Here is a 24,841-nt window from a genome sequence, read left to right on the forward strand (position 1 = left end):
ACCTAAGCTGAGGACATGGGCAGCGAGCACGACACCGCAGGACTCCGGGACATCGCCCGGCGGCTCAGCGACCAGGTCGGCCCGTTCCGCCGCACCCTGCTGAACGCATCACGCCGTGACGGTGCACTGCCGGAACTGCCTGACGCCCAGATCGAGGTCCTGCGACGACTCGACGAGGCCGGATGGCTCACGCCGACGGCGCTCGGCCGGTCCCTCGGCCTCGCCCGCTCCACGGTCAGCAACCTCGTGACCGCGATGGAACGCGGCGGGCTCGTCCACCGGCGGCTCGCCACCGGCGACGGCCGCAGCACCGAGATCGCCCTGACCGAGCTCGCGTCCGAGCGGCTCCGGGTCTACGACGCCTCGGCCGAGCACGTCCTGGTCGGCGCGCTCGAACGCCTGGGCCCGGACGGGGTCGACGCGCTGCGCGCCGCGCTGCCCGTGCTCGCCGAGCTCCGTCTGGCCATCGAGGAGCCCGGAGCGTAGGGATCGGCTGACAGTGCGCGTGAGCCGTCCCACAGGTCCGGACCGTCGATCACCAGCGGGAACGGGTCACCCTGGCAGCGCGTGCACAGGCCACCCTGGAGGCGCGCACCGGGACTGAGAAGCCGGTCACGGTCGCAGCGCGCGGCGGCTCCAGGGCGCACGGCGGCCCCCAGGGACCGGTTCCATCGTTCTGCCGTGCAGACGACATCACTTCTCCCCATCATCGCCAAGGCGTGTGCGGTGGCAGCTCCGGTCGCCATCGCCGTGTCGCTCGTGGCCGGTCCGGCCGTGGCGGCACCCCTCCACACCTCCACCTCCGACACCTCCACCTCCTCGCACCACACGGTGAACCGTGCGGCGCGGACGACCTCGGGTGGCACGGCGGTCTCGCGGCTCGACCGTCGCGCCGAGCAGCGCAACGAGGCCACGGTCCGGCACCTGTTCCGGTGCGCGTTCCGGTCCCCCGCGTCCGCGAAGGCCCGAGCGGCTGCGCGGACCGCCGTCGCGACCGGTGCCGTCGCGCACGGTGCGACGAGCGCCTCGGGTCCGTCCGCGTTGCTCGCCGAGTTCACCGCCGACCGCTCCCGGGTGCCCGGCGCCCACGCCGTGATCAAGCACATCGCCGGTGACGCGGACCTGGTGGCCGTGCACTGGCAGATCACCGCGAAGCCGAAGGACGAACGCACCGGTGACGCCGCCGTCGACCTGTTCCGCATGCGCGACGGGCGCATCAGCGAGTGGTGGGCACTCCGTCAGACGGTGCCGACGGGGACCCCGGCCAGCGGCAACACGAACAGCATGTTCAGCGACCTGTACCCGGCCGCGAAGCGTGACCGTCACCTGACCGAGCGGCAGGAGGAGCACAACCGGGTGCTCGCCGTGACCGCGTACAACCGGCTGTTCCGCGACCACGACGTGTCCGTCCTCGACGAGAAGTTCGACCCGGCGTACCTGCAGCACAACTCGGTCGCCGCGAACGGCACGGCCGCGCTCAAGCAGTTCTTCGCCGGCAGCGCCGCGCAGAGCCTGCCGAAGCAGGAGTCTGTCATCTCGCTCGCCGACGGCGACCTGGTGTGGACGTTCTCGAAGCCGGTCGGAGCGAAGGCCGACGCACCGTTCGGCGCGGCCGACCTGTTCCGGGTCGACCACAACCTGATCCGCGAGCACTGGGACGTCGTCCCGACGAGCTGAGGCTCGACCCCGGAGCCGCGCGTCTCAGGACGCGCGGCTCCGTCGTGCCCGCTCCTTGATCGCGGTGATGACGGCCGTCTTCGCCTCGGCGTAGGCGTTCATGTCGTCCCAGCTCCGGTCGAGCAGCTCCCGCTTCGTCCGTTCGTACAGCGCCCGGTCGTCGGCGTCGGCGCGCAGGTGGTCACGGAGGAGCAGGTACTCGTCGACCGCCGTCGCACCCCGCTCGTAGACGTGCACGTGGACGTCGCGGGCCGGCGTCCGGACCAGGCGGTGGCCCGGCTCGCGGACGCGCAGCTCGTACCCGGCGGCGAGGAGCTGGTCGAGGTACGTGGCCTCGGCGGTGATGTCGGCGACGACGACCACGATGTCGACGATGGGTTTCGCTGCCAGGCCGGGGACGGCCGTGGAGCCGATGTGCTCGACGACCGGAGCGTCCGCGCCGGAACCGGGGAGGGCCTCCAGGATGCGTCGCCGGTGGTCCGCGAAGACCGCAGCCCACCCGCTGTCGGCGGGGTGCAGGGTCACGGTGACCGGCTCCGGGCCGCCGATGATCTCGACGGTCGTGACGTCCGGGCGGGGGTGGTCCTCGTCGTGCTGCACCCGGACATGATCGCAGCCCGTGGTCGCCGTCGTCGATCGCGTCAGAGCTTCGCGGGGAACGCCGATCCGCGGCCGATGACGGTGAGGAGCGCCGCGACCGCCCCGAACACGATCATGACCACGGCGAGCACCAGCCCGTCGGAGGCCGTCAGCAGCGCGGCGCCGAACAGGCCGGCCGCGAAGATCGCGATGTTGAACGCGACCGGCAGGAACGCGCTCGCGACGTCGGCGTCCTCGCCGCCGGCGGTCGTCAGGGCGGCCTGCAGCTGCGTGGAGGAACCGCCGAAGCCGATGCCCCACAGGCCCGCGGCCACCAGGACCGCGACCGGCGACGTGTGGCCGACGAGCAGCACCACCCCGGCCAGGACGAACAGGCCGACGCTGCCGTGCAGCAGGGGTCGGGGGTGCCGGTCGAGCAGCGCGCCCGTCACGACGACGCCGAGGATCGCGGCGATCCCGTAGACCAGCAGCACCAGCCCGGCGCTCAGGTCGGTACCGGTCGCCCGCAGGTACGGTGAGATGTACGTGTAGATCGTGTTGTGCGCCACCATCCACGTCGCGATCACCGCGAGGATGACCGCGATGCCGCGGATCCGGAACACCTGCACGACGGACATCTTCGCGGCGCTCGTCTGCCCCGGGGCATCCGGCACGAACAGCGCGATCAGCGCCAGGACCACCACGCCGACCAGGCTCAGCCCGATGAACGACGACCGCCAGCCCAGGGCGTTGCCGATGAAGGACCCGAGCGGGGTGCCCAGCGCGAACCCCACCGGCGCGCCCGTCGAGACGATCGCGAGCGACACCCCGGCGAAGCGGGCCGGGCTGATCCGCCGGGCGTAGGTGGCGAACATGCCCCAGATCGTCCCCGACATCGCGCCGGCGACGAACCGGGTGACCAGCGCGACCGCGACGTTCGGCGCGAACGCGGTCAGGGTGTTCGCGACGAGGAGCACGGCGATGGCGGCGACGATGAGCGGCTTGCGGCGGAACCCGCGGGTCAGGGCGATCGCCGGGACCGTGGCGATGACCGTCCCCATCGCGCACGCGCTGACGAACAGGCCGACCGTGCCCTCGCTCGTGCCCATGCCATCGGCGATCGCGGGCAGCAGCCCGGCCGGCATCGTCTCCATGGCGACCAGGAGGAACCCGATCGCGGCGAGCAGGGCGAGCGGGAACCAGGGCAGTCGGCCGTCGCTGGCCCGGTCGGTCGTGGGGAGGTCGGAGGTCGTCGTGGTCACGGACCGACGGTAGGGGCATGGTCCGGCGGACAGGGAGGTTCGGCTGGACCCCGTTTCGCCGGAGCCTCACTGGGCGGGTGGTGGTGGGGCTTCGATGGTGGTGTCCACGAACAGAGGGAGCCCCGATGCCCGTCCGCACCAGACGCCGTCCCGCCGCGGGTCCGCACCTCGCGCTGGGCCCGCTCGCGCTGGCTCCGGTCGTCGCGCTGGTGGTGGGGGCGCTCGCCGGGTGCAGCGGCGTCGACCGCGCGGAGCCGCCTGCGTCGGCGCCGGCATCGGCGGCCGCGACTGCGACTGCAGCTCCCACGATCACCACCCCGACGGAGGCCGACCCCGTGCACATCACCATCGAGCTCGACGGCGAGACCCTGACCGGCCGGTTGACGGACAGCGCGACGGCGCGCGCGCTGGCCGCCCGGCTGCCGGCGACGCTGACCTTCGCCGACTACGGCGGGCAGGAGCAGATCGCCCGGCTCCCCGCGCCGCTCGACACCACCGGCGCCCCGAGTACGAGCGATGCGCCGGCGGGCACCATCGCGTACTACGTGCCCGACCAGTCGATCGTCCTGTACTACACGGACGTCGGCAGCTTCCCGGGGATCGTGCCGATCGGCACCGTCGACGACTTCGGAGCGGTGCGCGACCTGCCGTCCGGCGCCGCCACCATCCGAGTGCGCGGCTGACGGGCGTCCGCCCCTTCCCGCGTCCCTGCCTCGCCTCGCGTCCCTGCCTCGCCTCGCGTCCCTTCCACCGAACAGGAACCACACCCCATGACCGGAACCAGCACCTTCCTCATCACCGGCACGACCCGCGGGATGGGCACCGACTTCGCCCGGACCGCCCTCGACGCCGGGCACCGGGTCGTGGCGACCGGACGCGACCCCGAGCGGGTCCGCGCCGTCCTCGGCGACCACGAGCGCCTGCTCGCCGTCGCGCTCGACGTGACCGACCCCGAGTCGGTCCGAGCAGCAGTCGACGCCGCGACCCACCGCTTCGGCGGCGTCGACGTCCTGGTGAACAACGCCGGGAGCTTCCAGGCCGGGTACTTCGAGGAGATCTCGACCGAGCAGTTCCGCGCGCAGATGGAGACGAACTTCTTCGGAGCGCTCGCGGTGACGCGTGCGGTGCTCCCGGTCATGCGACGGCAGCGCTCCGGGCACGTCGTCAGCATCAGCTCCACCGCTGGCATCGTCGCCGGCGCCGGCGGGAGCGCCTACTCGGCGTCGAAGTTCGCGCTCGAGGGCTGGATGGAGGCCCTGCACGACGAGGTGGCGCCCTTCGGCATCCACACCACCGTGGTCGAGCCCGGCTTCTTCCGCACCGACCTGCTGGCCGAGGGCGACTCGACCTTCTGGGGCGACGTCGCGATCGACGACTACGCCCCGCTCTCGGCCGGGTCGAAGGAGTTCTTCCGCGGCATGCGGGGCAACCAGTCCGGCGACCCCGCGAAGCTCGCGCAGGTGCTGCTGACGCTGATCGCGATGCCCGAGCCGCCGCTGCGGTTCGCCGCCGGCGCGGACAGCGTGGCGGGGATCGTGCAGAAGGGACAACAGCTCGTCGAGCAGGCGCAGGCGTTCCCCGAGCTGTCGACGACGCTCAACCTGGATGTGTGACGACTGCCCCTTGCCACCGTCGGCTACGGGTATTAGCCTTTGAGTTACTACCCGTAGCCGAAGGAGCCACGTCATGCTCGAACACCTGGACACCGAGGGCGGCACGATCGCCTACGACCTCTCCGGAACAGGGCCGCTCGTGGTCCTCGCCCACGGCATGGGCGACAGCCGGCACTCCTACCGTTTCGTCGTACCGGAGCTCGTCGCGGCCGGCTACCGGGTGGCGAACGTCGACCTCCGCGGCTGCGGCGACTCGAGCACCGGGTGGGACGGCTACCAGCGCACCGACATCGCACGTGACCTCGTCGCCGTGGCCCGCCACCTCGGTGGCCCGGCCGTGGTCGTCGGGCAGTCCATCAGCGGGGGCGCGGCGACGATCGCCGCGGCGACCGCACCGGACCTGCTCGCGGGCATCGTCGAGCTGGCGCCGTTCACGCGCAAGCAGTCCGTCGACGTGGGCGGACTCCTGCGCAACCGCCGACACCGCGCCGGCACCGTCCAGCTCGCGCGGGTCATGACGAGCGGCAGCCTGCCCGGCTGGCTCGCGTACCTCGACATCGCGGTCCCCGCCAAGCCCTCCGACTGGGCGACGGAGCGCAGCCGGATCGAGACGACCCTGCGGCGACCGGAGCGGATGGCGGCCCTCCGCGCCATGACCCGCACGTCGCCCGCCGACGCCGGCGAGCAGCTGGGTGCCGTCCGGTGCCCCGTGCTGGTCGTCGAGGGCAGCGCCGATCCGGACTGGGCCGTGCCCCGCGCCGAGGGCGAGCGGATCCTCGCCGACCTGCCGGACGGCCTCGGCGAACTCGCCGTGATCGACGGCGCCGGCCATTACCCCCACACCGAGACGCCGGCGGCGCTCCTCGCCCTGCTGCTGCCGTTCCTCGCCCGCACGCTGCCCGTCGCAGGTCCCGTTGCCTAGGGCGGGGCTCGACCCGGCGACCGTCACCGAGGCCGCGGCGACGCTGGCCGACGAGATCGGTCTGGCCCAGCTGAGCATGAGCCTCGTCGCCGACCGCCTCGGGGTGAAGGCACCGTCGCTGTACAAGCACGTCGACGGACTCGGCGACCTCACCCGCAGGATCGCGATCCTCGGCGCGAACGAGCTCGGTGACGCGCTCCGCGACGCCATGCAGGGGCGCAGCGGTCGGAGTGCGCTCGAGGCGGCGGTGCAGACCGTGCGCCGGAGCGTCCAGGAGCACCCGGCGCGGTACCAGGCAGCCGTCGGCGTCCGGCCGACCGGTGCCGATGACCCCCTGGCGGTCGCACTCGGCCGCACCCTGGCGTCCTTCGCCGCGGCGCTCCGCGACTACCCGCTCGACCCGGCCGACGAGGTCCACGCGCTCCGGGTGCTCCGCAGCGTCCTGCACGGGTTCGCCACGATCGAGGCGTCCGGCGGGTTCCAGATGGACACCGACGTCGATGCGAGTGCAGCGTGGATGGTCGACTTCCTGGATCGCGGCTTCCGTGCCGCGACGACACGGTGACCGTCACCACGGCGGCGCGCCCGCCGAGGCCCGTCGGTCACGACCCGCTCCGTGGCGGCCTCCGGTTCCTGGCGGAGCTCGTCGCGTGGGTGGGCGTGCCGTGGGCGCTCTGGCCCCACTCGCCGGTGCTCGCGATCACCGCCGTCCTGGTCCTCGTCGTGCCGCCGGCGGTGTTCGGGACCCCGGGTGACCGCCCCGGAGGCGATCCGCCGGTCGCGGCACCGGGAGCGGTCACCATCGCGTCGGTCCTCGCGCACCTCGTCGGGGCCGTCGCTGCAGCCTGGGTCCTGTGGCCGACGGCGGTCGCGATCGTCGTCACCGCGCTGTGCGTCGCCGTCGTCGTCTCGGAACAGCCGCGGTGGCGCGCGCTGGTCGGACGCGGGCGCTGAGCCGTTCGTAGGCTGACGCCATGGCAGCAGCAGACGAGACCGGTCCGTTCTGGCACGGCACCGTGGCGGCCCTGCGACCCGGGGAGTTCCTCTCCCCCGGTTTCCGCTCGAACTACCGCCCCGACGTCGTGATGAACCACGTGTACTTCACGGCGACCCGCGACGGAGCCGGGCTCGCGGCCGAACTCGCGGCCGAGCTCGTGCCCGGCGATCGTGAGCCGCGTGTGTACCGCGTCGAGCCGACCGGTCCGTTCGAGGACGACCCGAACGTGACCGACAAGAAGTTCCCCGGCAACCCGACCCGGTCGTACCGCGGTGCCCTCCCGCTCCGTGTGGTCGGCGAGGAGACCGGGTGGACACGGCTCACCCCGGAGGCGTTGCGCCAGTGGCGCGAACGACTCGTCGCGCTCCCGCCCGAGGAACGCGGCGAGATCGTCAACTGACCGACGTCAGGCCGCGATGATGTTCGGGGCGAACCGGCACCAGTAGTCCGTGATCGGCCCGTCGGACTCGCGGATGCCGACTCCGAAGGACTCGCCGCCCACGACCCACGACCCGAGCACCGGGTGGTTGTGTCCGTTCGACCCCGGGAAGTCCGGGAGCTCGTGGTACTGCTGCCACACCCGTTCGGCCCCGGTGCCGGGGCGCCGGTACTCGCGACCGTTCGTCGTGACCGAACCGTCGGCTCGGTGCACCGCGATGCCGTCGCCCTCGCGCCCGAACACGGGCTTCACGACGAAGTCGCGCATGCCGTTCGGACCGTCCGCGAAGGCCGGCAGCAGGTTCGGGTGGCCAGGGAACAATCGCCAGAGCGCGACGAGCAGCAGCTTGTTCGACAGGAACATCTTCCACGCCGGCTCGTACCAGCGGCCGAGCCGCCCGCGGTCGCTGACCAGGAAGGCGCCGAACTCCTCGTCGCCCTGCGCCCGGTCGTCCCCGGAGACGAGGTCCTCCCACGGGTACAGCTTGAAGAGGTTGCGGATCACCGGGTACTGGGTCCCCGGCTCGTCCCCGGGCAGCGTGAACACGCTCCGCGATGAACCGGCCGGCTCCTGGTCGCCGACGAACTGGCGGGCCGTCGGGTGCCAGCCGATGTCCTTCATCTCGATGCCGGTGTGCTCCCACCCGGCCTCCCCCGCCAGGTCGCGCATGTAGGCCACGGTGTCCCAGTCCTCGCCCGCCGTGTCGAGGTCGGAGTGCGCCACGAACAGTCGGCCACCGTCCTCGGCGCGCAGGGATTCGTGCAGCAGTGTCCGCCAGCGCGCCACCATCGCCTCGTGGATGCCGTTCCACTGGTCGGTCTCGGCGGACAGTTCGCCGGTGGTGAGCCGGTCCTGCATCCAGTGCCACTGCGTGACCGATGCCTCGATCAACCCGGTCGGGGTGTCCCCGTTGTACTCGAGCATCTTGGCGGGTGAACCGTCTCCGGCGTACGCCAGGTCGAACCGCGCGTACAAGTCGGGCTCATCGTGCTCGAGCGACCACGAGGCGAGGTCGAACCCGGCTCGCGTCAGGCCCAGCGTGCCGAGGGCGCCGGTGGCGAGGTACCGGGCGGCTTCGAGGCACATCCGGTGCAGTTCCTCGGTCTGCCGCTCGAGCGCCTCGACCTCCGGCAGCGTGAAGACGTACGCGGCGGTGTCGTTCCAGTACTCGACGGGCGTGCCGTCGTCGCGGACGGACCGCGAGTAGATCAACCCGGTCTGCTGGATCCGGCGCCGCCAGTCCGGACGCTCGGGGAACTCGATGCGCTCCATCAGCCGCCGAACCCACCGTGACCGCCGGCTCCGCCGAAGCCGCCCTTGGTGACGGAGCTCCCACCGGACGAGAGGCCGGCCTTCGCGGTCTTCCCGGCGGGCAGGGCGCTCGTGCCGCCGGAGACCGCGTCCCCCACGCCGGGGACCCTCGTGGCACGGTTGGCGAAGAGCGGCAGGAAGTACCAGCCGGCGTGCCCGCCGTGGTTGTTGCAGTCGTCGTCCGGCAACCGCTTCTCGGTCGCGTTGTCGCGGCAGATCTTCGCGTAGTCGCTGTCGACGCCGGCTCCCTCGCCACACCCGGTCAACGACGCTGCCAGGGCTGCGACCACCCCGATGGAGACGACACGGGAAGCTCGGCGACGAACACTCACGAAGGGGAACAGTACCGCTCCCCATGGACCGGTGTCCGCGTCGGCACCTCGACCAGCGCAGACGATCGTCTGGCGAACCGGTAGCGTGTGCGGTGGCGGCAGCCGCCGCACACCGTCCACGAAGGGCCGACCATGCCGCGGAGCACCGATCGGGTCCGGGCGTCTCCGATCATCCTCGCCGTGGGGATCGCTGCGCTCGCCGTCGCCATCGCCCTGCCCGCGCCGTCACCGACCACGCCGGGCCCCGAGACGATCGGCCTCGGCGCATCCGGCGCACTCGGCGCCGCACTCGGGGCACCGACCGTGACGAGTGGCGCACACCGGTTCGCGATCCGCCCACCACGGACGGTCGGCACCAGCGGAGTCGTCAGGGTGCGGTTCGCCGGACTGGGCACCCCCGGTGCCGTCGTCGTCGTCCACTACGGCAGCCCCGGGGACGACTCCGGGAACGAGCGCGTCGCGGAGATCGAGCCGGGCAGCAGCGCCGTCGGCTCGACCGGCCGGTTCGCCTTCACGGCGGCGCTGCCCGAGCTGCCCCGTGGAGCCGACCGGGCGTCCTGGAGCGCCCGCCTGATCGACCCCACGTCACTGGACGTCCTCGGCCGCGTCGAGGGCGTTCACCTCGTCGAGCACACCGAGCACTGACCACCGATCCACGGCCGGCACGATGAGAGGGCGCGCAGGATGCTGGCTCCCGTCCCGTCCTGCGGTTACGTTCGCTAGACGAACGTCTGGCCAGCAGTCAGCGGCGAGACCTGACCTCGAGGAGCCCCCGTGTCGACACCCCACCGCACCCCGTCATCCCGACCCGCGTCCATCGCACTCGGGGCCGCACTGCTCCTGACCTTCGGCCTCGCCGGCTGCTCCACGGCCGGATCCGCAGCGCCATCACCCTCTCCGTCCCCAGCCGCGCAGGGCGACGCTCCCGCGACGACCGACTCGTCACCGTCGGTCGACGTGACCGTCGCCGCGACGACACTCGGCAAGGTCGTCGTCGACGGCAAGGGCATGACCGCCTACTACTTCGACGCCGACGTCAAGGACTCCGGGAAGAGCACCTGCACCGGTGGCTGCGCGACCGCGTGGCCCGCGATCGAGGCGACGACCACGACACCGAAGGTGTCCGGCATCACCGGCAAGGTCGGCACCATCACGGGCGTGGACGGCGGACGGCAGATCACGATCGACGGCCGACCGATCTACACCTTCATCGGGGACAAGAAGGCCGGTGACGTGACGGGTCAGGGCGACAAGGGCGTCTGGTACGTCGTGAACCCGGACGGCTCCGAGCAGAAGAAGTAGGCCGGGCACCCCGGCGGGACGGCAGGGATGCCACGCCCGCCGGGGTCAGTCCTCGGGCTCGGCCGGGTGCCCGCCCACGCGCACGGGCTCCACCTGCTCGAGCAACGCGTGCACACCCGGCAGACCGAGCCCGGTGAACAGCGCCGCCCACAGGTCCCGGAGCTGCCCCTCGGTGTCCCGCGTCAGCCGGGCGCTCGTCCGGGCCCACATCACCCCGAAGGTCGACGTCAGCACGAGGTCCGCCGCACGTGCCCACTCGGGGTCGGTGGCCGGTCCGGTGCCACCGCTCGAAGCCGACAGGTGCCGACGGACGTAGTCGTCCCACGTGAAGACCCGTGGAATCACCTCCCCCGCACCGCGGAGTTCGTGACTCAGGCGGATCGCCCCGGCAGCCACCGGACACCGTATGGCGTCGGAACAGGCGGACGTGAGCATGACGAGCAGGTGTTCGAGCCCCTCAGGCTGCCGGATCAGCGAGTCGATCGCCGCCCAGCGCGCCTGCTGCCGCTCGATGACCGCGAAGGCGAGTTCGTGCTTGGACGAGAACACGTGGTAGCCGATCGCCGACTTCGGGCGGTCCATCGCGGCGGCGACCCGTGCGAACGAGGTCCCCGCGTAGCCGTGGCTCGCGAACACCGCCGCCGCAGCCTCGATGATCTGCTCGCGGGTCCGGGTCTTCGCCTGCTGCCGCTGGTTCATCGCACTCCTCGGTCGGGTCTTGGTTCATCATACGAACGTCTGACCAGGAGTCGGCAGCGGTCCCACCGGGCGCAATGCCTCTGATCCCCTCAGCTTCAGGATTTCGCTAGACGATCGTCTGGCGCGTTGTTAGCGTTCACGCACACCGGGCCACCCTGGCCCGTCCCCCCACGAAGCGAGGAGTCCCCATGCGTTCGACCCCGTCCACCCACCGCTCCCCGTCGGTCCGCCGACTGACCGTGCTCGCGACGTGCGTCACCCTCGGCGGTGCGCTCGCCGCCGGCGTCCTGGTCCCCGCGCAGGCCGGAGCCGCCACGATCTCCCACACGGCGCACGCCACACCCACCTCGACCCGGGCTGCGGCCGTGGCGTTCACCGCGAAGACCCACGGCGGGCCCGACCGGAAGAGCTTCACCGGCATCACCTTCGCCGGGACCGGGAAGCCCGGGACCCTGGTCATCGTCTACTACGACGCACCGGGCAAGCCGCGGGGCCTGTTCAACAAGCACATCGCCGAGGTCACCTCGGGCGACGACGTCGTCAGCGCCAGCGGCCACTACCGCTTCACCGCAGCGTTCCCGGACCTGCCGCGCGGCACCACGACACTGCACTGGCACGCCCGTCTCAGCGACCCGGACACCCTGTCGGTGATCGGACGCGTCAACGGCACCCGCACGCTCGGCTGACCCGTGACCCGCCACGCGCAACCGGCGCTCGTCCGCTCCCTGGCCGTCGCGGTGTCACTTGCCGCCGTCGTCGGGGCCACCCTCACCGGGGCTCCGTCGGCCTCGGCCACCACGAACAACCCCGACCGGGTCGCAGCGCCGATCATCGCCGGCACCGAGGTCGGTGTCCCCGGCGGGTCCTGCACGGTCGGTGCCGTGCTGTCCGCCAAGGGCTTCCGGAGCCAGCGCAAGCAGTACCAGCGAGCGACCCGTTGGGTGGTGCTCGCGAAGCACTGCGCGCCGCTGCAGGCACCCGTGCAGCTCGCCGGCGCGACCGTCGGCAACGTGGTCTGGCAGTCCGCGGACTCGGACCTCGAACTCGCCGTCGTCCCGCCCCTGGCGTGCACCCGGGCGCGGACGGCGACCGGGTCGTGCGACCGATCGGTCGCGACCTGGACACCCCGGGCATCGGGTCGTGTGTTCAACCGGGTGGACGGGGGCCTGGTACGCGCCGCCGTCACCGGCATCGGCAAGCCAGATGCCGATCCCTTCTGCACCAGCGGGGCGGCGAGCGGGCTGCACTGCTCCTGGACGGCCACACGCGTGCCGGCAGGGAGCCATCCCGGCGTGCAGCACCTCGCCGCCGCCAGCGCCGGCGCTGGCATCGAGCCGGGCGACGCCGGCGGACCGGTGATGAGCGCCACGAACCGGTTGTACGGGATCATCTCGAGCAGCACGACGAGCACTACGGGTTCGACGGTGCTGCTCTACACGCCCGCCCGGCAGGTCCTCACCGAGCTGTTCCGGTACCGGCTGGCCCCGGCGTCCTGAGCCGCTGGGTGGGCGACTGAGCGCTGCCTCATGACCCGGACACGCCCCGGCCACCTCGCCGCCACACCGCCGACGACCCGCGCCGCGATCCTGCGGGGAGCCGGACGCCACCACGTCCGGCTCCCCCCGACCCCCGGGTCCTGATCAGATCGAGGTTGCCCCGTGTCCCCGCTCCGCCGCTCCCCACTCACCCACTCCCCACGCACCCGTTCGCCGCGCACCACCCGCGTCGCAGCGACCGCCCTCGCCGGCTTGGCCGTCGTCGCCTCCGCCGCGTTCTCCGTCACGGCAGCCCACGCCGACGACGCCCTGCAGCCGGCGCTCACCGCCGCCGACCACCCGATCACCGACGTCCCCGGGCTGGTCAACGGCCGTGAACTCGCCGCGGTCCACGGACGGTCGGGGCAGACCGTGAACGCCCCGCGCCTGATCCGCTCCGAGTCACTCGACAAGGTCACCGCCGCCGGGGCCACGACCCTGGCCGACGAGTACCACGTCGACCTCGTCGTCGACCTGCGCACCCCGTCCCAGATCGCCGCGAAGCCGGACGTCGCGATCCCGGGTGCGCGCCACGTCGACATCTCCATGTTCGGCGCGGACGGCGACTACAGCGACGACACCGCGATGTACCACGACCTGGTCGACAAGGGCCGGGTCGACCAGGCGACACCCGGGTCGATGATCACCGCGTACCGCCGGGTGCTCCGGATCCTCGCCACGCACACCAGCGGCACGGTCCTGATCCACTGCTCGCACGGCATGGACCGCACCGGCACCGTCGTGGACCTGCTCGACCGGGTGCTCGGCGTCGACAGCGCGGACATCCTGCACGACTACCTGCTCTCGAACACGCAGCTCGGGGTGACCTGGGCGACACCGCAGCTGCTGCAGGGCACCTTCGAGCAGGACATCGCGACCGAGTACGGCGGCATGGGCTCGTACCTGACCGACACGATCGGCGTGACCAAGCACGAGGCCGCCGCCCTGCGCGAGCGTTTCCTCGTGTCGAACGACGACACCGTCTCCTCGATCGCGGTCGCGGGCGTGCGCGTCCACCTGCCCGCCGCTGCCTCGTCGCACGGCGCGACGGTGACCGCCCCGGTCCGGACGCTGCGCGTCAACGACGTCCACGTGCACACGACGAACCCGAACGCGGTCGCAGCAGTGCACGTGTCCGGCCGGACGGCACGCATCACGGTCACCGCCCAGGACGGCACCACGACGAAGGAGTACCGCCTGACGGTCCGCCGCCCGGCCACGAAGCGCTAGCCCGGCACCCACGCCGACCGCCCGCGGCCCGCGCCGGGCGGTCGGCGTGACCAACTGTTCACCACCACCGTCGCCCGGTCCGGGCGTCCCCCCGGCTACCGTGACACTCGTGCAGTCCTCCAGACAACGGCGCCCGCGGTGACCGGACACCCCGCCGTCCCGACCATCCACGACGTCGCCGCCCTGGCCGGTGTGTCGAAGTCGGTCGTCTCCCGCGCCCTCGCCGGCGCCTACGGCGTGGCTCCATCGACGACCGAGCGGGTCAAGCGCGCCGCGCTCGACCTGGGCTACGTCGCGAACGCGAACGCCCGTGGCATGTCGGCACACCGCACGCACACGCTCGGGGTGTTCGTCCGCGATGCCTCCACCCCGTTCTACGGGCACCTGCTGACCGCGTTCCAGCTGCAGGCCGCGGCGCGCGGGTACCGCGTCGTCACCGCCACGGGTGCGGGGTCGTTCCCGGTCAGCGAGGAACGCCGGGCGCTCGAGACCCTGGTCTCCCTGCGCGTCGAGGGGCTCATCGTCTGCAGCGGCGCCCTGCCGATCGCCGACGTGCTGCCGTTCGCCCGACGCATCCCGACGGTGGTCTCCGGGCGCCCCGAGACGAACGACGCGGTGAGCAGTGCGTACTGCGACGAACGCGGCGGCGGACGCGGGCTCGCCGACCACGTCGCCGACCTCGGACACCGTCGCGTCGCCGTGCTGACGGTCACACCGTCCGGGTCACTGACGCAGTCGGCACGCACCGACGCGATGGTGCGTCGGCTCCGTGCGCGCGGCGCCGACGTGCTCCGTATCCGCTCCGAGGACCACGGAGCAGACCCCGAGGACCTCGACTCGTTCCTCGAGCAGGTCCTGCGGGCCGGCGGTGTCACGGCGATCATGGCACCGAGCGACCGCTGGGCCGTCGGTGTGCTCGAGTCGATGCGCCGCCGCGGCCTCCGTGCACCGGACGACCTGTCGGTCACGGGCTACGACGGGGTCGCCCCACTCGCCACCGAGCTGCTCGGCATCACCTCGTGGCGACAGCCGCTCGGCCTGATCGGTCGTCTGTCCGTCGACGACGTGGTCGACCAGATCGACGGCCGTTCGACGGGCGTCACCCACAACGCGGTCGACGGCACCCTGGTACCAGGCCGGACCGCGGCCCGGGTCTGAGCGCCGGGCGGAACGCCCCCGGCCCTGCCCGGCCCGCTCCTCAGCCGCGACGTTCGGTCGTTCCAGAGTCCGAGTGACGATGTGGTCGGCGATCCCGGTCAGCACGCGGGGAGCGTGACGCTGGCGACGGCACCCCCGGAGGGGACGTTGCGAAGGTCCGCCGTCCCGTGGGCACGTTCGGCGATGCCTCGTACGAGCGAGAGCCCGAGTCCGCTCCCGCCGAGGACGGCACGCCGTGCGCTGTCCGCACGCGTGAAGCGGTCGAAGGCCTGTGGGAGGAAGTCGTCCCGGACGCCCGGGCCGTCATCGACGACGCGCAGCTCCAGCCGCCCGTCGGCGGACTGCTCGAGTGTGACCCGGATCACGCCGCCGTCCTCCCCGGCCGCGATCGCGTTCGTCACGAGGTTGTCGACCACCCGGGCGAACGCCGCGGGCTCGATCCCGTAGTGCTCGTCCGGCGCAGTCAGGCGGACGGCGAAGTCGATGTCGCGCAGGCCAACGGACGAGACGGCGCGAGCACGGTCGATCGATCCCATGAGTTCCGTGACGAGCGCAGCGACGGGCGTCGACGGAACGGCGCCGCCTTCACCCAGTCGACTGAGTTCGAGCAGGGCGTTCGCCAGCGCGACCAACCGGGCGGCATCGCTCTCGGCTGCGCGCAGCGCACGTTCGAGGGCCACGGCATCGCCGGACGAGCGGTGCGCGAGTTCGAGCCGCGCGGTCAGTGCCGCCAGCGGCGTGCGGAGTTCGTGGCTCGCATCGGAGACCATCCGCCGCTCACGCTCGGTGTTCTCGCGCTGCCGGTCGATGAAGGTGTTGAGGGTCCGGGCCAGTGCCGCGAGTTCGTCGTCGGACGCCCCGACGGGCAGGTGTCCACCACCGTTCCCGGCACTGAGGTGCTCGGCGATCCGGCGCATCCGCCCCACCGGGCGCAGGGCGAGCGTCGACAGCAACCACGCCGTCGCGGCGAAGGCGAGCAGCGCCACGATCGTGCCGACGACCAGTGACCGGTCCATCCGCGCCACCGTCTCCTCTCCGGCCCGACCGTCGTGCGCGGCCCAGACGACGAACGACCCGGCGGCGTTCCGCACCGGCACACCGACGACCGTCACGACCCGGAGTGCGGTGTGGAGTCTCAGCGTGTCGCCGTCGTCCGGCACCGTCGAGGGCAGCGCCGCACGGACGTCGCGCGGCAGGGAGTCCACGACCCATCCGCCGGACGACGACCGGATCCCGACCAGGACGTCCTCTGCCGGACGGTCCGGCGCCTCGTCCGGGTTGCGCCGGAGATCGGAGACGAAGGGCGCGGCGTCACCGGAGGCGAGGGACCGGTCGGTCGCGAGCGTCGCGCGTTCGATCTGCACGTGCAGGACGACCGCGACCCCGGAGAGCACGACTGCACCGACCATCAGACTCCCGAGGGTGATCCGGGCACGGATCGACAGACGTCGCAGGAACCTCACCTCGCCGACACGACCTCGAGGGCGTACCCCACGCCGCGCACCGTCCGGATCACGACGTCAGCGCCCGAGGCCTGCAGTTTCTTGCGGAGGTAGCTGACGTACTGGTCGACGATGGTCGGATCGAAGTGCTCGGGGCTCCCCCAGACCTCCTCGAGCACCTCGGTTCTGGTGCGCGTGTCAGGGGCGCCCTGGATCAGGAACCGCAGCAACGAGAACTCCTTGACGCTCAGCGGCAGGTCCCGCCCGCGCACTGACGCACGCACGGCCAGGGTGTCGAGCCGCACCGACCCGGCCTCCACGATGGTCACCCCACCCGCGGCGCGACGCCGCAGCTGCGCCCGGATCCGCGCGTTGAGCTCGGTGATCGCGAACGGCTTCGTGAGGTAGTCATCCGCCCCGGAGTCCAGCCCGAACACCCGGTCGTCGACGGCGTCCCGTGCGGTCACCAGGATCACCGGGAAGTCCTGGCCGAGCTCACGGAGCCGCCGACAGACCTCGAAGCCCGTCATCCCGGGCAGCATGACGTCGATCGCCGCCGCCTCGAACGACTGGGCCCGGGCCTGGACGAGTGCGGCGATGCCGTCGGTCACGACCGTGACCACGTGTCCTTCACCGGTCAGGCCGCGCTCGACGAGGGCACCCATCTCCGGGTCGTCCTCCACCACCAGGATGTTCGCCATCTCAGACGACCCCGCTCGTGCCGAGCAGGGACCCGATGACGAAGGTCGCCGCGAGGGCCAGGGCTCCACCGACGACCACCCGGGCGGTGGCGCGGCGCAGCGAGCCTCCGCCGATGCGGGCTCCCGTGGCTCCGGTCAGGGCCAGCGCGAGGAGGACGACGACGAACGTCGCGGGCACCCGGATCGCCTCCGGGAAGAGGAGGATCGCCAGGAGCGGAAGGAGCGCGCCGATCGAGAACGCTGCGGCGGATGCGAACGCGGCGTGCCACGGGCTGACCACCTCGTCCTCGTCGATCCCGAGTTCGGTGGTGAGGTGTGCGGCGAGGGCGTCGCGCTCGGTCAGTTCCGAAGCCACCTGTTCGGCCGTTGCTCGTCGGAGACCGCGGGCCTGCCAGAGCTGCGTGAGCTCCTCGAGCTCGGCGGCCGGGTCGTCGGCCAGTTCGCGGCGTTCCTGCTCGATGAGGGACTGCTGGCTGTCCTTCTGGCTACTCACCGACACGTACTCGCCGAGCGCCATCGACACCGCGCCGCCGACGAGGGCCGCGATGCCGGCCGTCGCGATCGCCGGCACGGACGACGAGGCACCGGCGACGCCGACGACGATGGAGGCCGTCGACACGATCCCGTCGTTCGCGCCGAGGACTCCGGCGCGCAGCCAGTTCAGACGTGCCGCGAGGTCGCCGGTGTGCGCTTCTCCGGCGTGCGGCTCCGCGGTGCTCATGGTCTCAGCGAACCATGTCCGGGACGCCCTGTTCGTGTGAGGTTTCGAACGATCCGAGCCGCCAGATCCTGTTGTCTGGTCGAACCGCGCCTGCACCGTCGGGCGCTCGACGTGAAAGGCCGTCATGGACTGGCAGTTCGGCGGGATACCGCTCCACCCCCTCTTCGTCCACCTGACCTCGGTCGCCGTCCCGGTCGCGGCGTTGACCGCGATCGTGGTCGCGGTGTGGCCCGCGGCACGACGGTGGCTCGCGGTCGGCGCACCGATCATCGGCCTCATCGCCCTCGTCTCGGTCCCCCTGGCGACGTCCTCGGGTGAGTGGCTCGAGCACCGAGAGCGCGAGAGCGCACTGCTCGAACGGCACACCGAACTCGCCGACGGCCTGCTGCCGTGGTCGATCGCGGTCTTCGCGCTCCTGCTGCTGTGGTGGGCCTGGCACAGGTTCGCGACCGACCGGGTGACGAGCGGCGGGGCGCTGCGCGCGGTCGCGGTCGTGGGTCCCGTGCTGCTGCTCGCCGCCGGCGTCGTGTCGATGATCGAGGTCATCGTCATCGGACACGCGGGCGCCGCGTCCGTCTGGAAGGGCTGACCGCATGGACAGCGACGGCACCTGCTCGGCGCCGCCGACACCCATCGTTCACCGTCCTGTCACGGACCGACGGGTGAGATCCGGACCCGTCCGGTCGATCATGGGGAACGTTCCCGACCATCGGGAACGTTCCCCATCGACCGACCACGGACGGACCCATGCCCCAGAACGTCACCGCCAAGCTGCCGCGCGACCCGAGCGACCCGTACCGCCACGGCATCTACCTGCGCCCGGACGCCCGCACCTGCCGGGCCGTCACGGTCGTCACCGACCAGCTCCGGGCGCAGTACGGCCTGCTGTCGGCCGGCGCCTTCCCACCGCACGCGACGCTCGTCGGCAGCCAGCCGTTCGGTAGCAACGAGGACCAGGTCGTCGCGGCCGTCACGGCACTGCTCGACGGCCGACCGGCGTTCGACGTCCACAACGCCGGCGTCCGTGAACAGGGCATCGGGTTCGTCTACGACGTCGCGACCCGACCGGACGGCTCGCACAACGACGACCTCGTCCGGCTCGCCGCCGACATCGAGGCCGTGGTCGCACCGTTCCGGCAGCCGATGCAGGTCCCGTTGGCGAACGACTACGACCCGGAGCAGTACCGCGCGCACCTCTCGCTCGCCTCGCACGACCTGTACGGCCGACCGGACCTGCACGACGAGGTCGGCGCGTTCATCCGCGAGCTCGACGTCGACGTCCCGACCGGGTTCCGCGGCGACACCGTCGTGCTCTACCGGACCGCGAGCCCGGACTGGTCGGGTCGCTGGTGGCAGACGATGACGTGGGAGCACGTCCACACCTGGAAGCTCGCCTGACCGTGGCCGCGACCCTCCGCGACGTCGCCGAGCGGTGCGCCATCTCGCGATCGCTCGTGTCACTCGCCCTGCGGGGCGACGACGGTGTGTCCCGGCCACGTCGGGAACTCGCGGTGCGGACGGCGGACGAGCTGGGCCTCCCGGTCGGTTCGCTCGCCAGGCGACGCGCGCAGGGCGCGCCGCTCGTACTCGGGGTGGTCGTCACCGAAGCCGCGAACCCGTTCCACGACGAAGCGCTCCGGAGCGCACGCGCGACCGCGCAGACCCTGGGGTTCGCGCTCCGGGTCGTGGACGGGTTCCGTGACCCTGCCCGGCTGGCCGACGGCCTGGAGGCCCTGCACGCCTCCCACGGATCGGCCGACGGTGTCCTCGGGGTCGCGGTCCTGAGCAGTCGGCTCGCCCCGGCACGGCTCGCTGCGGTCGCGCGCGACCTGCCGGTCGCGGTCCTCGGGTCGAGCGGGTCGGCGCTCGCCGGCCTCGGACTCGACACCGTGCGCGCAGACGAGGAGGCGGGCATGCGCGCGCTGGTGCTCCACCTCGCCGCACTCGGGCACCGACGCACGTGCTTCGTGGCGGAGTCCGACCACCCCTCGACCACTCGTCGTGCCGTCGCGCACGCCGCGGTCACCGCGCAGCTCGGCGCACCGGGCGACCACCGCGTCGACGACGTCGAGGCCCTGGCGGCCGACCCGGCGCGGATCGCCCGGCACCTCGGAGACGGGGTGACGGCGTTCGTCGCGACCAACGACGCGACCGCGGCTCGGCTCGTGGCGATCGCCGACGGCGCGGGGCTCGCGCTCCCCCGGATGGCGGCGGTGACCGGGTTCGACGGCACCGGTCTCGGCGAACGGCTCGACCTGACGAGTGTCGACCAGCCGCGCGTCCGGATGGGCGCGCGGGCGGTCGAGCTCGTGGTCGAGCGGCTCCGGGGTCGCCGCGGCGACCGGCACGAGGTGCTCTCGACGCACCTGCTGCCGCGTGGGTCCACCGCCAGGGCGGTCGCCGGGCACCCGCTCGGCTGACCGCTCGCGACGCCCACGTCGAATCGGTCGGCGGCCCGGTCTGCGGCTCAGTCGGCGGGCCGGCTGGCGGCCCGGTCGGCGGCTCAGTCGGCGGCGGTCGTGGCCGACAGCTCCTGCACCCGGCGCACCAGCTCGGCGTGCGATCCCCCGGCGCCGGCGGCGACGTAGTCGTCGGCCAGGTGGGCGCGGTCGACGGCTTCGCCCCGACGGAAGCCCCGGAACCACCCGCCGGCGCGCTCGAGCACCAGCGCTCCGGCGGCGACGTCCCACGGGTGCGTGGCGAAGCCCATCGTCACGTCCGACCACCCGGCGGCGACGTGCACCAGGTTGAGGGCGCCGCTGCCGAGGCTGTGGTGGTGGCGGTACCGGAGCGTCAGGTCCCGGAGCAGGTCAAACGCCGCTGCTTCGCCGAGCAGGTCGAGGTCCTGCTGCACGGGGAAGCTCGTCAGGACCGTCGCTGCGTCGTCGGGCCCGGACGACGAGTGCATCGGCGCACCGTCGAGCCAGGCACCGTCGTCGTCCGCCGCGAACACGTGGTCGGCGACCGGGTCGAACACCACACCGGCGACGACCTCGCCGTCGACCTCGGCCGCGATCGAGATGCACCAGTACGCGAGTCCGCGAGCGAAGTTCGCGGTGCCGTCGATCGGGTCCACGATCCACCGCACCACGGGGCCCGCGGTGCTGCCGGTGTCGCCGGCGGTACCGGTGTCGCCGGTGGTGCCGCCTTCTTCGCCGAGCACCACGGAGCCCGGCACGGCGGCGGTGAGCACCGCCGTGATCGCCTCCTCCGCCGCGCGGTCGTGCAGGGTCACCACGTCGTGCGCATCGCGCTTCGTGCTGATCGTCATCGGGGCGCGGAAGACGGCGAGCAGGTCGGGCGCGACGGTGCGCGCGGCCTCCTCGGCGATCGCCCGGAGTGTCTGGGGAGCAGGAACGGTTCGCATGGTCCCCGGTTCTACGACGTCGAGGCCCCTGGACGGCGAACCACGCCGGTCGACGGGCCGAACCCGAGGTGAACGCGGGGCGTGCAGCGGTGAACGTGGGCACCCGATCGGCGGAGGGGTTGAACGCGGCGTGAACGGGTGACGGCGGGTGGTCGACGTGCCTTGACCGGTCTTCGACCCCCGCCGCACAGTGGAGTCGTTCCCGGTTAGGGAACGTTCCCTACTCGGAGGAGTCCGCCCCATGACGGTCCCCGTCAGGTCCGGCCTGGTCGCCGGTCCCCCGCGCACCGCAGGGTCGCCGCGGTCGCCGCGGTCGCCGCAGTCGCCGCGTCCACCCCGGGCGACCCGGACGACGCGGTCCTCGTTGCGCTCGGACCGACGGCTCGGTCTGGTGCTCCTCGCACCGGCGCTGCTCGCGTTCGCGGTCTTCGTCTTCTACCCGCTCGGCCGCGTCCTGGTCCTCAGCACCCAGGGCACCGACATCTTCGGCCAGCCGGCGGGCTCGGTGGGGCTGCAGAACTACGTCCGCACGTTCACCGACCCCGCGTTCGGACGGACGATGCTGACCACCGCGGTCTTCTGCGTCGGCGTGGTCGTCGGCCGCATCGTGTTCGGTCTGCTCGTCGTGATCCCCCTGACCGTGAAGCTCCGCGGCCTGCCGGTCTTCCGCGCACTCCTGACGGCACCCATGGTCGTGTCCGTGTCAGCGGGGTCCGTCGCGTTCGCGGCGATGCTCGCACCCGGCAACGGGCTGCTGAACACGGTGATCACCCAGTTCGGCGGCGCGCCCGTCCCGTTCCTGACGAGCACGCAGTGGGCCTTGGCGAGCGTCATCGTCGTGACGATCTGGGGGTCGCTCGGGTTCACCGTGCTGCTCCTGCTCGGAGCGTTCGGTGCCATCGACCAGGACGTCATCGAGGCGGCGCACCTGGACGGTGCCGGGCCCGTGCGGACGCTCTGGTCGATCTCGTTGCCGCTCGTCACGCCGACGATCTTCTTCGTCGTCGTGACCGGAACCGTCGAGGCACTCACGACCTTCGGGCAGATCCAGATCCTCACCGGCGGCGGTCCGGCCGACTCCTCGAAGACCCTCGTCTACGCGATCTACCAGCAGGCCTTCGGGTCCGGCAGCGCGAACTTCGGCCTCGCCGCCGCGCTCGGGGTCGTGCTGTTCCTGCTGGTCCTCGGGCTGTCGCTCGTGCAGTTCGGCGTGCTCGAGAAGCGGGTGAACTACTGATGCGCCCCGTCACCGCGCGCCGGCTTCGGAGCGTCTTCGTCTACGCCTGGCTCGTCATCGCGGTCGTCGTCGTCTGCTTCCCGCTCTACTACGTGTTCGAGGGCGCGCTCACCCCGACCCGGTACCTGGACCAGGGCCTCGCCGGTCTCGTGCCGATCCACCTGACGCTCAACAACATCGTCCGCGCCACGCAGGTCGTCCCGCTCGGGCAGCAGTTCCTGAACAGCGTCGTCGTCACCCTCGCCCAGACGGTACTGCAGGTCGGCATCGGCATCATCACCGCCTACGCCCTGGTGTTCTGTCGGCTCCGGGGCACCCGTGCCCTGTTCCTCGTCCTGCTCGCCAGCATGATGATCCCCGGCGAGACGACCCTGATCGCGAACTACCTGACCGTCTCGTCGTGGCACCTCATCGACACGCTCCTGGTCGTCTTCCTGCCGTTCGTGGCCTCGGCGCTGACGATCTTCCTGTTCCGCCAGGCGTTCCTGAGCTTCCCGGACGAGCTGCGCGAAGCCGCGGTGCTCGACGGCGCCGGACACTTCCGGTTCATCCGGTCCATGCTCCTGCCGCTCACCCGCCCGACGCTCGTCTCGGTCACCCTGGTGAGCGCGACGGCCGCCTGGAACGGGTTCTTCTGGCCGCTCCTCGTCACCAACTCGCCGGAGCACCGCACCGTGCAGGTCGGCATCGCCCAGCTGTCCGACGCCGAGGCCGCCGACATCGGCGTGGTCCTCGCCGGCGCTGCCATGGTGACCCTCCCCGTCCTGGTCCTCGTCCTCGTCGCCCAGCGGTTCCTCGCCGGCGGCCTCACCGCCGGGGCGCTCAAGTGACGACACGCTCGATCCCCTCCCCGACCCCCGCCCGCCCCACACCCGAAGGACGCACCATGCCCGCACGTCGTTCCACCGCCCTCACCGCACTCGCCACCGGGGCCGTCGCGGTCCTCGCCCTGACCGGGTGCTCCACGTCGAGCTCCGCGTCGGACAGCTCCGGCCCCGTCACCGTCGACTTCTGGCACGCCATGTCCGGGCCGCCCGCGACCGAGCTCGACGCGCTCGTCGCCCGCTTCAACAAGGAGAACGACCAGCACATCACCGTGAAGTCGTCGTTCCAGGGCGACTACGCGGCCGTCCAGACGAAGTACACGGCGGCGGTGCAGTCCGGCTCGACGCCGGACCTGCTCATGATGAACGACGTGTCGACCGGTTTCATGATCGACTCCGGCCAGACGGTGTCGCCCGCGAAGATCAGCGGCTCGACATCGGGCGCCGACACGATCGCCCCGGCCGCCGCGACCTACTACAGCGACGGCAAGGCACTCGCGGCGATGCCGTTCTCGGTCTCGATGCCCGTGCTCTACCTGAACAAGGCACTCGTCGCGAAGGCCGGCCTCGACGCGACGAAGCCGCCGAAGACGTTGGCGCAGGTCGCGACCTGGGCCGAGAAGATCCACGCCGCGACCGGTGGCTACGGCATGAGCATGAACATGGGCGACTCGTGGATGCTCGAGGAGCTCAGCGCCTCGGGCGGCCAGCCCTTCTGCACGCCGGACAACGGGCGGAAGGGCAAGCCGGTCACCGGCGTCTCGCTCACCTCGGACACCCAGGTGCAGTTCATGACCACGCTGCAGAAGCTCTACCAGGACGGCGCCGCCCTGAACCCCGGCACCGACTCGACCGTCCAGAACTCAGCGTTCTCGAGCAACAAGGTCGGGATGCTGCTGACCTCGTCCGGTGCCTACACGACGGTCGACCCGAACGGCTCGAAGTCCGTCGTCGCCCGGTTCCCCACGACGTCGGCCTCCGACGACGCCGGGCAGGTCATCGGCGGCAACGCGCTGTGGATCTCCGGCAAGGGCCACTCGTCCGCCGAGCAGCAGGCGTCGTACACGTTCGCCAAGTGGCTCCAGACGCCGGACGTGCAGGCCGAGTGGGCGAAGGCGACCGGCTACGTCGCGATGAACACCGACGCCCAGGACACCACCGTGGGCAAGCGCTCCCTGTCCGACCCGAACATCGCCACGATGTACCAGCAGCTCGCCGACGACCCCACGAGCGTCGCCGCGGCCGGCTGCATCACCGGAGCGTTCCCGACGGTGCGCGCCACCGTCATCGGCGCCTTCAACCGGATCGTCGAGGGTGCCGACGTCGAGTCGACCATGACCGATGCGGAGCAGCAGGCCGGCAAGCAGATCGAGTCCTACAACGAGGCCGCTGGCAAGTGAGCACGGTCGGCGCGTGAGCGCCCCGCGAGGCTGACCAAGGGTTCATGGAGCACGACCGTCGTTCGCCATACGGTTGTCTGACGAAGCGGGCAG

29 protein-coding genes are annotated in these 24,841 nt (G+C 72.1%); 20 read left to right on the forward strand and 9 right to left on the reverse strand.

Going from position 1 to position 24,841, the window contains the following annotated elements:
• The first annotated feature begins 15 nt into the window (after positions 1 to 15).
• A complete protein-coding gene (locus tag DEJ12_RS12260) occupies positions 16 to 486 on the forward strand; it encodes a MarR family winged helix-turn-helix transcriptional regulator (RefSeq protein WP_111030199.1) in 471 nt (156 codons plus the stop codon).
• A 240-nt stretch (positions 487 to 726) separates the two neighbouring features.
• Positions 727 to 1,677, forward strand: a complete 951-nt coding sequence (locus DEJ12_RS12265) for a nuclear transport factor 2 family protein (protein WP_111030200.1) — start codon at positions 727 to 729, stop codon at positions 1,675 to 1,677.
• A gap of 24 nt (positions 1,678 to 1,701) precedes the next feature.
• Here DEJ12_RS12265 and DEJ12_RS12270 read toward each other — a convergent pair whose 3' ends face one another.
• Positions 1,702 to 2,277, reverse strand: a complete 576-nt coding sequence (locus DEJ12_RS12270; RefSeq protein WP_111030201.1) for a GrpB family protein — start codon at positions 2,275 to 2,277, stop codon at positions 1,702 to 1,704.
• A 41-nt stretch (positions 2,278 to 2,318) separates the two neighbouring features.
• The gene (locus DEJ12_RS12275) at positions 2,319 to 3,518 is read right to left on the reverse strand and encodes an MFS transporter (protein ID WP_258370570.1); all 1,200 of its coding nucleotides are present in this window, start codon (positions 3,516 to 3,518) and stop codon (positions 2,319 to 2,321) included.
• A 125-nt stretch (positions 3,519 to 3,643) separates the two neighbouring features.
• Here DEJ12_RS12275 and DEJ12_RS12280 point away from each other — a divergent pair, with 125 nt between their 5' ends.
• The 6 genes from DEJ12_RS12280 (at position 3,644) to arr (ending at position 7,450) form a co-directional block, all read left to right on the forward strand.
• A complete protein-coding gene (locus tag DEJ12_RS12280) occupies positions 3,644 to 4,201 on the forward strand; it encodes a cyclophilin-like fold protein (RefSeq protein ID WP_181433109.1) in 558 nt (185 codons plus the stop codon).
• Positions 4,202 to 4,288: 87 nt separating this feature from the next.
• On the forward strand, positions 4,289 to 5,131 hold the full coding sequence (locus DEJ12_RS12285) for an SDR family NAD(P)-dependent oxidoreductase (RefSeq protein WP_111030203.1): 843 nt from the start codon (positions 4,289 to 4,291) through the stop codon (positions 5,129 to 5,131).
• 73 nt (positions 5,132 to 5,204) lie between these two features.
• Positions 5,205 to 6,053, forward strand: a complete 849-nt coding sequence (locus DEJ12_RS12290) for an alpha/beta fold hydrolase (protein ID WP_111030204.1) — start codon at positions 5,205 to 5,207, stop codon at positions 6,051 to 6,053.
• A complete protein-coding gene (locus DEJ12_RS12295; RefSeq protein WP_111022959.1) occupies positions 6,046 to 6,618 on the forward strand; it encodes a TetR/AcrR family transcriptional regulator in 573 nt (190 codons plus the stop codon). The genes DEJ12_RS12290 and DEJ12_RS12295 overlap by 8 nt, the downstream gene beginning before the upstream one ends.
• The gene (locus tag DEJ12_RS12300; RefSeq protein ID WP_111030205.1) at positions 6,615 to 7,007 is read left to right on the forward strand and encodes a hypothetical protein; all 393 of its coding nucleotides are present in this window, start codon (positions 6,615 to 6,617) and stop codon (positions 7,005 to 7,007) included. The genes DEJ12_RS12295 and DEJ12_RS12300 overlap by 4 nt, the downstream gene beginning before the upstream one ends.
• Positions 7,008 to 7,027: 20 nt before the next feature.
• Positions 7,028 to 7,450: an NAD(+)--rifampin ADP-ribosyltransferase gene (gene arr, locus DEJ12_RS12305; RefSeq protein WP_111030206.1), complete on the forward strand. Its 423-nt coding sequence runs from the start codon at positions 7,028 to 7,030 to the stop codon at positions 7,448 to 7,450.
• A 6-nt stretch (positions 7,451 to 7,456) separates the two neighbouring features.
• On the opposite strand, the gene DEJ12_RS12310 is transcribed toward arr, so the two are convergent.
• A complete protein-coding gene (locus tag DEJ12_RS12310; RefSeq protein WP_111030207.1) occupies positions 7,457 to 8,761 on the reverse strand; it encodes a glutathionylspermidine synthase family protein in 1,305 nt (434 codons plus the stop codon).
• Positions 8,761 to 9,132 (reverse strand): tRNA-dihydrouridine synthase, encoded by a 372-nt coding sequence (locus tag DEJ12_RS12315; RefSeq protein ID WP_258370571.1) that lies wholly within the window; start codon positions 9,130 to 9,132, stop codon positions 8,761 to 8,763. Before DEJ12_RS12315 ends, DEJ12_RS12310 begins: the two co-directional genes overlap by 1 nt.
• A gap of 132 nt (positions 9,133 to 9,264) precedes the next feature.
• Here DEJ12_RS12315 and DEJ12_RS12320 point away from each other — a divergent pair, with 132 nt between their 5' ends.
• Together DEJ12_RS12320 and DEJ12_RS12325 are read left to right on the forward strand one after the other, a co-directional pair.
• Entirely contained in the window at positions 9,265 to 9,777 is a 513-nt protein-coding gene (locus tag DEJ12_RS12320; RefSeq protein WP_111030208.1) for a hypothetical protein, read from the forward strand.
• A gap of 129 nt (positions 9,778 to 9,906) precedes the next feature.
• Positions 9,907 to 10,434 (forward strand): hypothetical protein, encoded by a 528-nt coding sequence (locus tag DEJ12_RS12325; RefSeq protein WP_111030209.1) that lies wholly within the window; start codon positions 9,907 to 9,909, stop codon positions 10,432 to 10,434.
• A 45-nt stretch (positions 10,435 to 10,479) separates the two neighbouring features.
• Here the strand turns inward: DEJ12_RS12325 and DEJ12_RS12330 are convergent, their stop codons facing one another.
• The gene (locus DEJ12_RS12330) at positions 10,480 to 11,133 is read right to left on the reverse strand and encodes a helix-turn-helix domain-containing protein (RefSeq protein ID WP_111030210.1); all 654 of its coding nucleotides are present in this window, start codon (positions 11,131 to 11,133) and stop codon (positions 10,480 to 10,482) included.
• 188 nt (positions 11,134 to 11,321) lie between these two features.
• On the opposite strand from DEJ12_RS12330, the gene DEJ12_RS12335 reads away from it, so the two are divergent.
• The 4 genes from DEJ12_RS12335 (at position 11,322) to DEJ12_RS12350 (ending at position 15,056) form a co-directional block, all read left to right on the forward strand.
• Complete coding sequence (locus DEJ12_RS12335; RefSeq protein ID WP_111030211.1) at positions 11,322 to 11,819, forward strand: hypothetical protein; 498 nt, start codon at positions 11,322 to 11,324, stop codon at positions 11,817 to 11,819.
• A gap of 3 nt (positions 11,820 to 11,822) precedes the next feature.
• Positions 11,823 to 12,629 (forward strand): trypsin-like serine protease, encoded by an 807-nt coding sequence (locus DEJ12_RS12340; protein ID WP_111030212.1) that lies wholly within the window; start codon positions 11,823 to 11,825, stop codon positions 12,627 to 12,629.
• Positions 12,630 to 12,791: 162 nt separating this feature from the next.
• Entirely contained in the window at positions 12,792 to 13,898 is a 1,107-nt protein-coding gene (locus DEJ12_RS12345) for a tyrosine-protein phosphatase (RefSeq protein WP_111030213.1), read from the forward strand.
• A gap of 138 nt (positions 13,899 to 14,036) precedes the next feature.
• A complete protein-coding gene (locus tag DEJ12_RS12350; RefSeq protein WP_111030214.1) occupies positions 14,037 to 15,056 on the forward strand; it encodes a LacI family DNA-binding transcriptional regulator in 1,020 nt (339 codons plus the stop codon).
• 98 nt (positions 15,057 to 15,154) lie between these two features.
• On the opposite strand, the gene DEJ12_RS12355 is transcribed toward DEJ12_RS12350, so the two are convergent.
• The 3 genes from DEJ12_RS12355 to DEJ12_RS12365 are packed head-to-tail and all read right to left on the reverse strand — an operon-like array spanning position 15,155 to position 17,920.
• Positions 15,155 to 16,465, reverse strand: coding sequence for a HAMP domain-containing sensor histidine kinase (locus tag DEJ12_RS12355; protein ID WP_146245576.1), 1,311 nt, complete (start codon positions 16,463 to 16,465; stop codon positions 15,155 to 15,157).
• A gap of 50 nt (positions 16,466 to 16,515) precedes the next feature.
• Positions 16,516 to 17,199 carry a response regulator transcription factor gene (locus DEJ12_RS12360; protein WP_111030216.1) on the reverse strand — a complete coding sequence of 228 codons (684 nt, stop codon included), beginning with the start codon at positions 17,197 to 17,199 and terminating at the stop codon, positions 16,516 to 16,518.
• 1 nt (position 17,200) lies between these two features.
• Complete coding sequence (locus DEJ12_RS12365) at positions 17,201 to 17,920, reverse strand: VIT family protein (protein ID WP_111030217.1); 720 nt, start codon at positions 17,918 to 17,920, stop codon at positions 17,201 to 17,203.
• Positions 17,921 to 18,044: 124 nt separating this feature from the next.
• Between DEJ12_RS12365 and DEJ12_RS12370 the strand changes: the two genes are divergently transcribed.
• The 3 genes from DEJ12_RS12370 (at position 18,045) to DEJ12_RS12380 (ending at position 20,340) form a co-directional block, all read left to right on the forward strand.
• Entirely contained in the window at positions 18,045 to 18,509 is a 465-nt protein-coding gene (locus tag DEJ12_RS12370) for a DUF2231 domain-containing protein (RefSeq protein WP_111030218.1), read from the forward strand.
• Between the two features lie 158 nt (positions 18,510 to 18,667).
• Entirely contained in the window at positions 18,668 to 19,318 is a 651-nt protein-coding gene (locus DEJ12_RS12375; RefSeq protein ID WP_111030219.1) for a 2'-5' RNA ligase family protein, read from the forward strand.
• Between the two features lie 2 nt (positions 19,319 to 19,320).
• Positions 19,321 to 20,340 carry a LacI family DNA-binding transcriptional regulator gene (locus DEJ12_RS12380; protein WP_181433110.1) on the forward strand — a complete coding sequence of 340 codons (1,020 nt, stop codon included), beginning with the start codon at positions 19,321 to 19,323 and terminating at the stop codon, positions 20,338 to 20,340.
• Between the two features lie 83 nt (positions 20,341 to 20,423).
• Here DEJ12_RS12380 and DEJ12_RS12385 read toward each other — a convergent pair whose 3' ends face one another.
• Entirely contained in the window at positions 20,424 to 21,287 is an 864-nt protein-coding gene (locus DEJ12_RS12385; RefSeq protein ID WP_111030220.1) for an inositol monophosphatase, read from the reverse strand.
• Between the two features lie 391 nt (positions 21,288 to 21,678).
• Here DEJ12_RS12385 and DEJ12_RS12390 point away from each other — a divergent pair, with 391 nt between their 5' ends.
• Genes DEJ12_RS12390 through DEJ12_RS12400 form a run of 3 tightly spaced genes read left to right on the forward strand, consistent with a single transcriptional unit; the run spans position 21,679 to position 24,748 of the window.
• Complete coding sequence (locus DEJ12_RS12390) at positions 21,679 to 22,524, forward strand: carbohydrate ABC transporter permease (protein ID WP_258370572.1); 846 nt, start codon at positions 21,679 to 21,681, stop codon at positions 22,522 to 22,524.
• Positions 22,524 to 23,354 (forward strand): carbohydrate ABC transporter permease, encoded by an 831-nt coding sequence (locus DEJ12_RS12395; protein ID WP_111030222.1) that lies wholly within the window; start codon positions 22,524 to 22,526, stop codon positions 23,352 to 23,354. Before DEJ12_RS12390 ends, DEJ12_RS12395 begins: the two co-directional genes overlap by 1 nt.
• Positions 23,355 to 23,410: 56 nt before the next feature.
• The gene (locus DEJ12_RS12400) at positions 23,411 to 24,748 is read left to right on the forward strand and encodes an ABC transporter substrate-binding protein (RefSeq protein WP_111030223.1); all 1,338 of its coding nucleotides are present in this window, start codon (positions 23,411 to 23,413) and stop codon (positions 24,746 to 24,748) included.
• The last annotated feature ends 93 nt before the right edge of the window (positions 24,749 to 24,841 follow it).

Origin of the sequence: Curtobacterium sp. MCLR17_059 (assembly GCF_003234665.1) — a bacterium.
Lineage (GTDB): Bacteria > Actinomycetota > Actinomycetes > Actinomycetales > Microbacteriaceae > Curtobacterium > Curtobacterium flaccumfaciens.

Bases quoted from the DNA above. Each gene is read 5' to 3' on its own strand.
- DEJ12_RS12290 (WP_111030204.1), top strand. From the start codon at position 5,205: ATGCTCGAACACCTGGACACCGAGGGCGGCACGATCGCCTACGACCTC.
- DEJ12_RS12370 (WP_111030218.1), top strand. From the start codon at position 18,045: ATGGACTGGCAGTTCGGCGGGATACCGCTCCACCCCCTCTTCGTCCAC.
- arr (WP_111030206.1), top strand. From the start codon at position 7,028: ATGGCAGCAGCAGACGAGACCGGTCCGTTCTGGCACGGCACCGTGGCG.
- DEJ12_RS12365 (WP_111030217.1), bottom strand. From the start codon at position 17,920: ATGAGCACCGCGGAGCCGCACGCCGGAGAAGCGCACACCGGCGACCTC.
- DEJ12_RS12260 (WP_111030199.1), top strand. From the start codon at position 16: ATGGGCAGCGAGCACGACACCGCAGGACTCCGGGACATCGCCCGGCGG.
- DEJ12_RS12285 (WP_111030203.1), top strand. From the start codon at position 4,289: ATGACCGGAACCAGCACCTTCCTCATCACCGGCACGACCCGCGGGATG.
- DEJ12_RS12355 (WP_146245576.1), bottom strand. From the start codon at position 16,465: ATGGTCGGTGCAGTCGTGCTCTCCGGGGTCGCGGTCGTCCTGCACGTG.
- DEJ12_RS12320 (WP_111030208.1), top strand. From the start codon at position 9,265: ATGCCGCGGAGCACCGATCGGGTCCGGGCGTCTCCGATCATCCTCGCC.
- DEJ12_RS12385 (WP_111030220.1), bottom strand. From the start codon at position 21,287: ATGCGAACCGTTCCTGCTCCCCAGACACTCCGGGCGATCGCCGAGGAG.
- DEJ12_RS12400 (WP_111030223.1), top strand. From the start codon at position 23,411: ATGCCCGCACGTCGTTCCACCGCCCTCACCGCACTCGCCACCGGGGCC.
- DEJ12_RS12360 (WP_111030216.1), bottom strand. From the start codon at position 17,199: ATGGCGAACATCCTGGTGGTGGAGGACGACCCGGAGATGGGTGCCCTC.
- DEJ12_RS12375 (WP_111030219.1), top strand. From the start codon at position 18,668: ATGCCCCAGAACGTCACCGCCAAGCTGCCGCGCGACCCGAGCGACCCG.
- DEJ12_RS12335 (WP_111030211.1), top strand. From the start codon at position 11,322: ATGCGTTCGACCCCGTCCACCCACCGCTCCCCGTCGGTCCGCCGACTG.
- DEJ12_RS12310 (WP_111030207.1), bottom strand. From the start codon at position 8,761: ATGGAGCGCATCGAGTTCCCCGAGCGTCCGGACTGGCGGCGCCGGATC.
- DEJ12_RS12395 (WP_111030222.1), top strand. From the start codon at position 22,524: ATGCGCCCCGTCACCGCGCGCCGGCTTCGGAGCGTCTTCGTCTACGCC.
- DEJ12_RS12330 (WP_111030210.1), bottom strand. From the start codon at position 11,133: ATGAACCAGCGGCAGCAGGCGAAGACCCGGACCCGCGAGCAGATCATC.
- DEJ12_RS12280 (WP_181433109.1), top strand. From the start codon at position 3,644: ATGCCCGTCCGCACCAGACGCCGTCCCGCCGCGGGTCCGCACCTCGCG.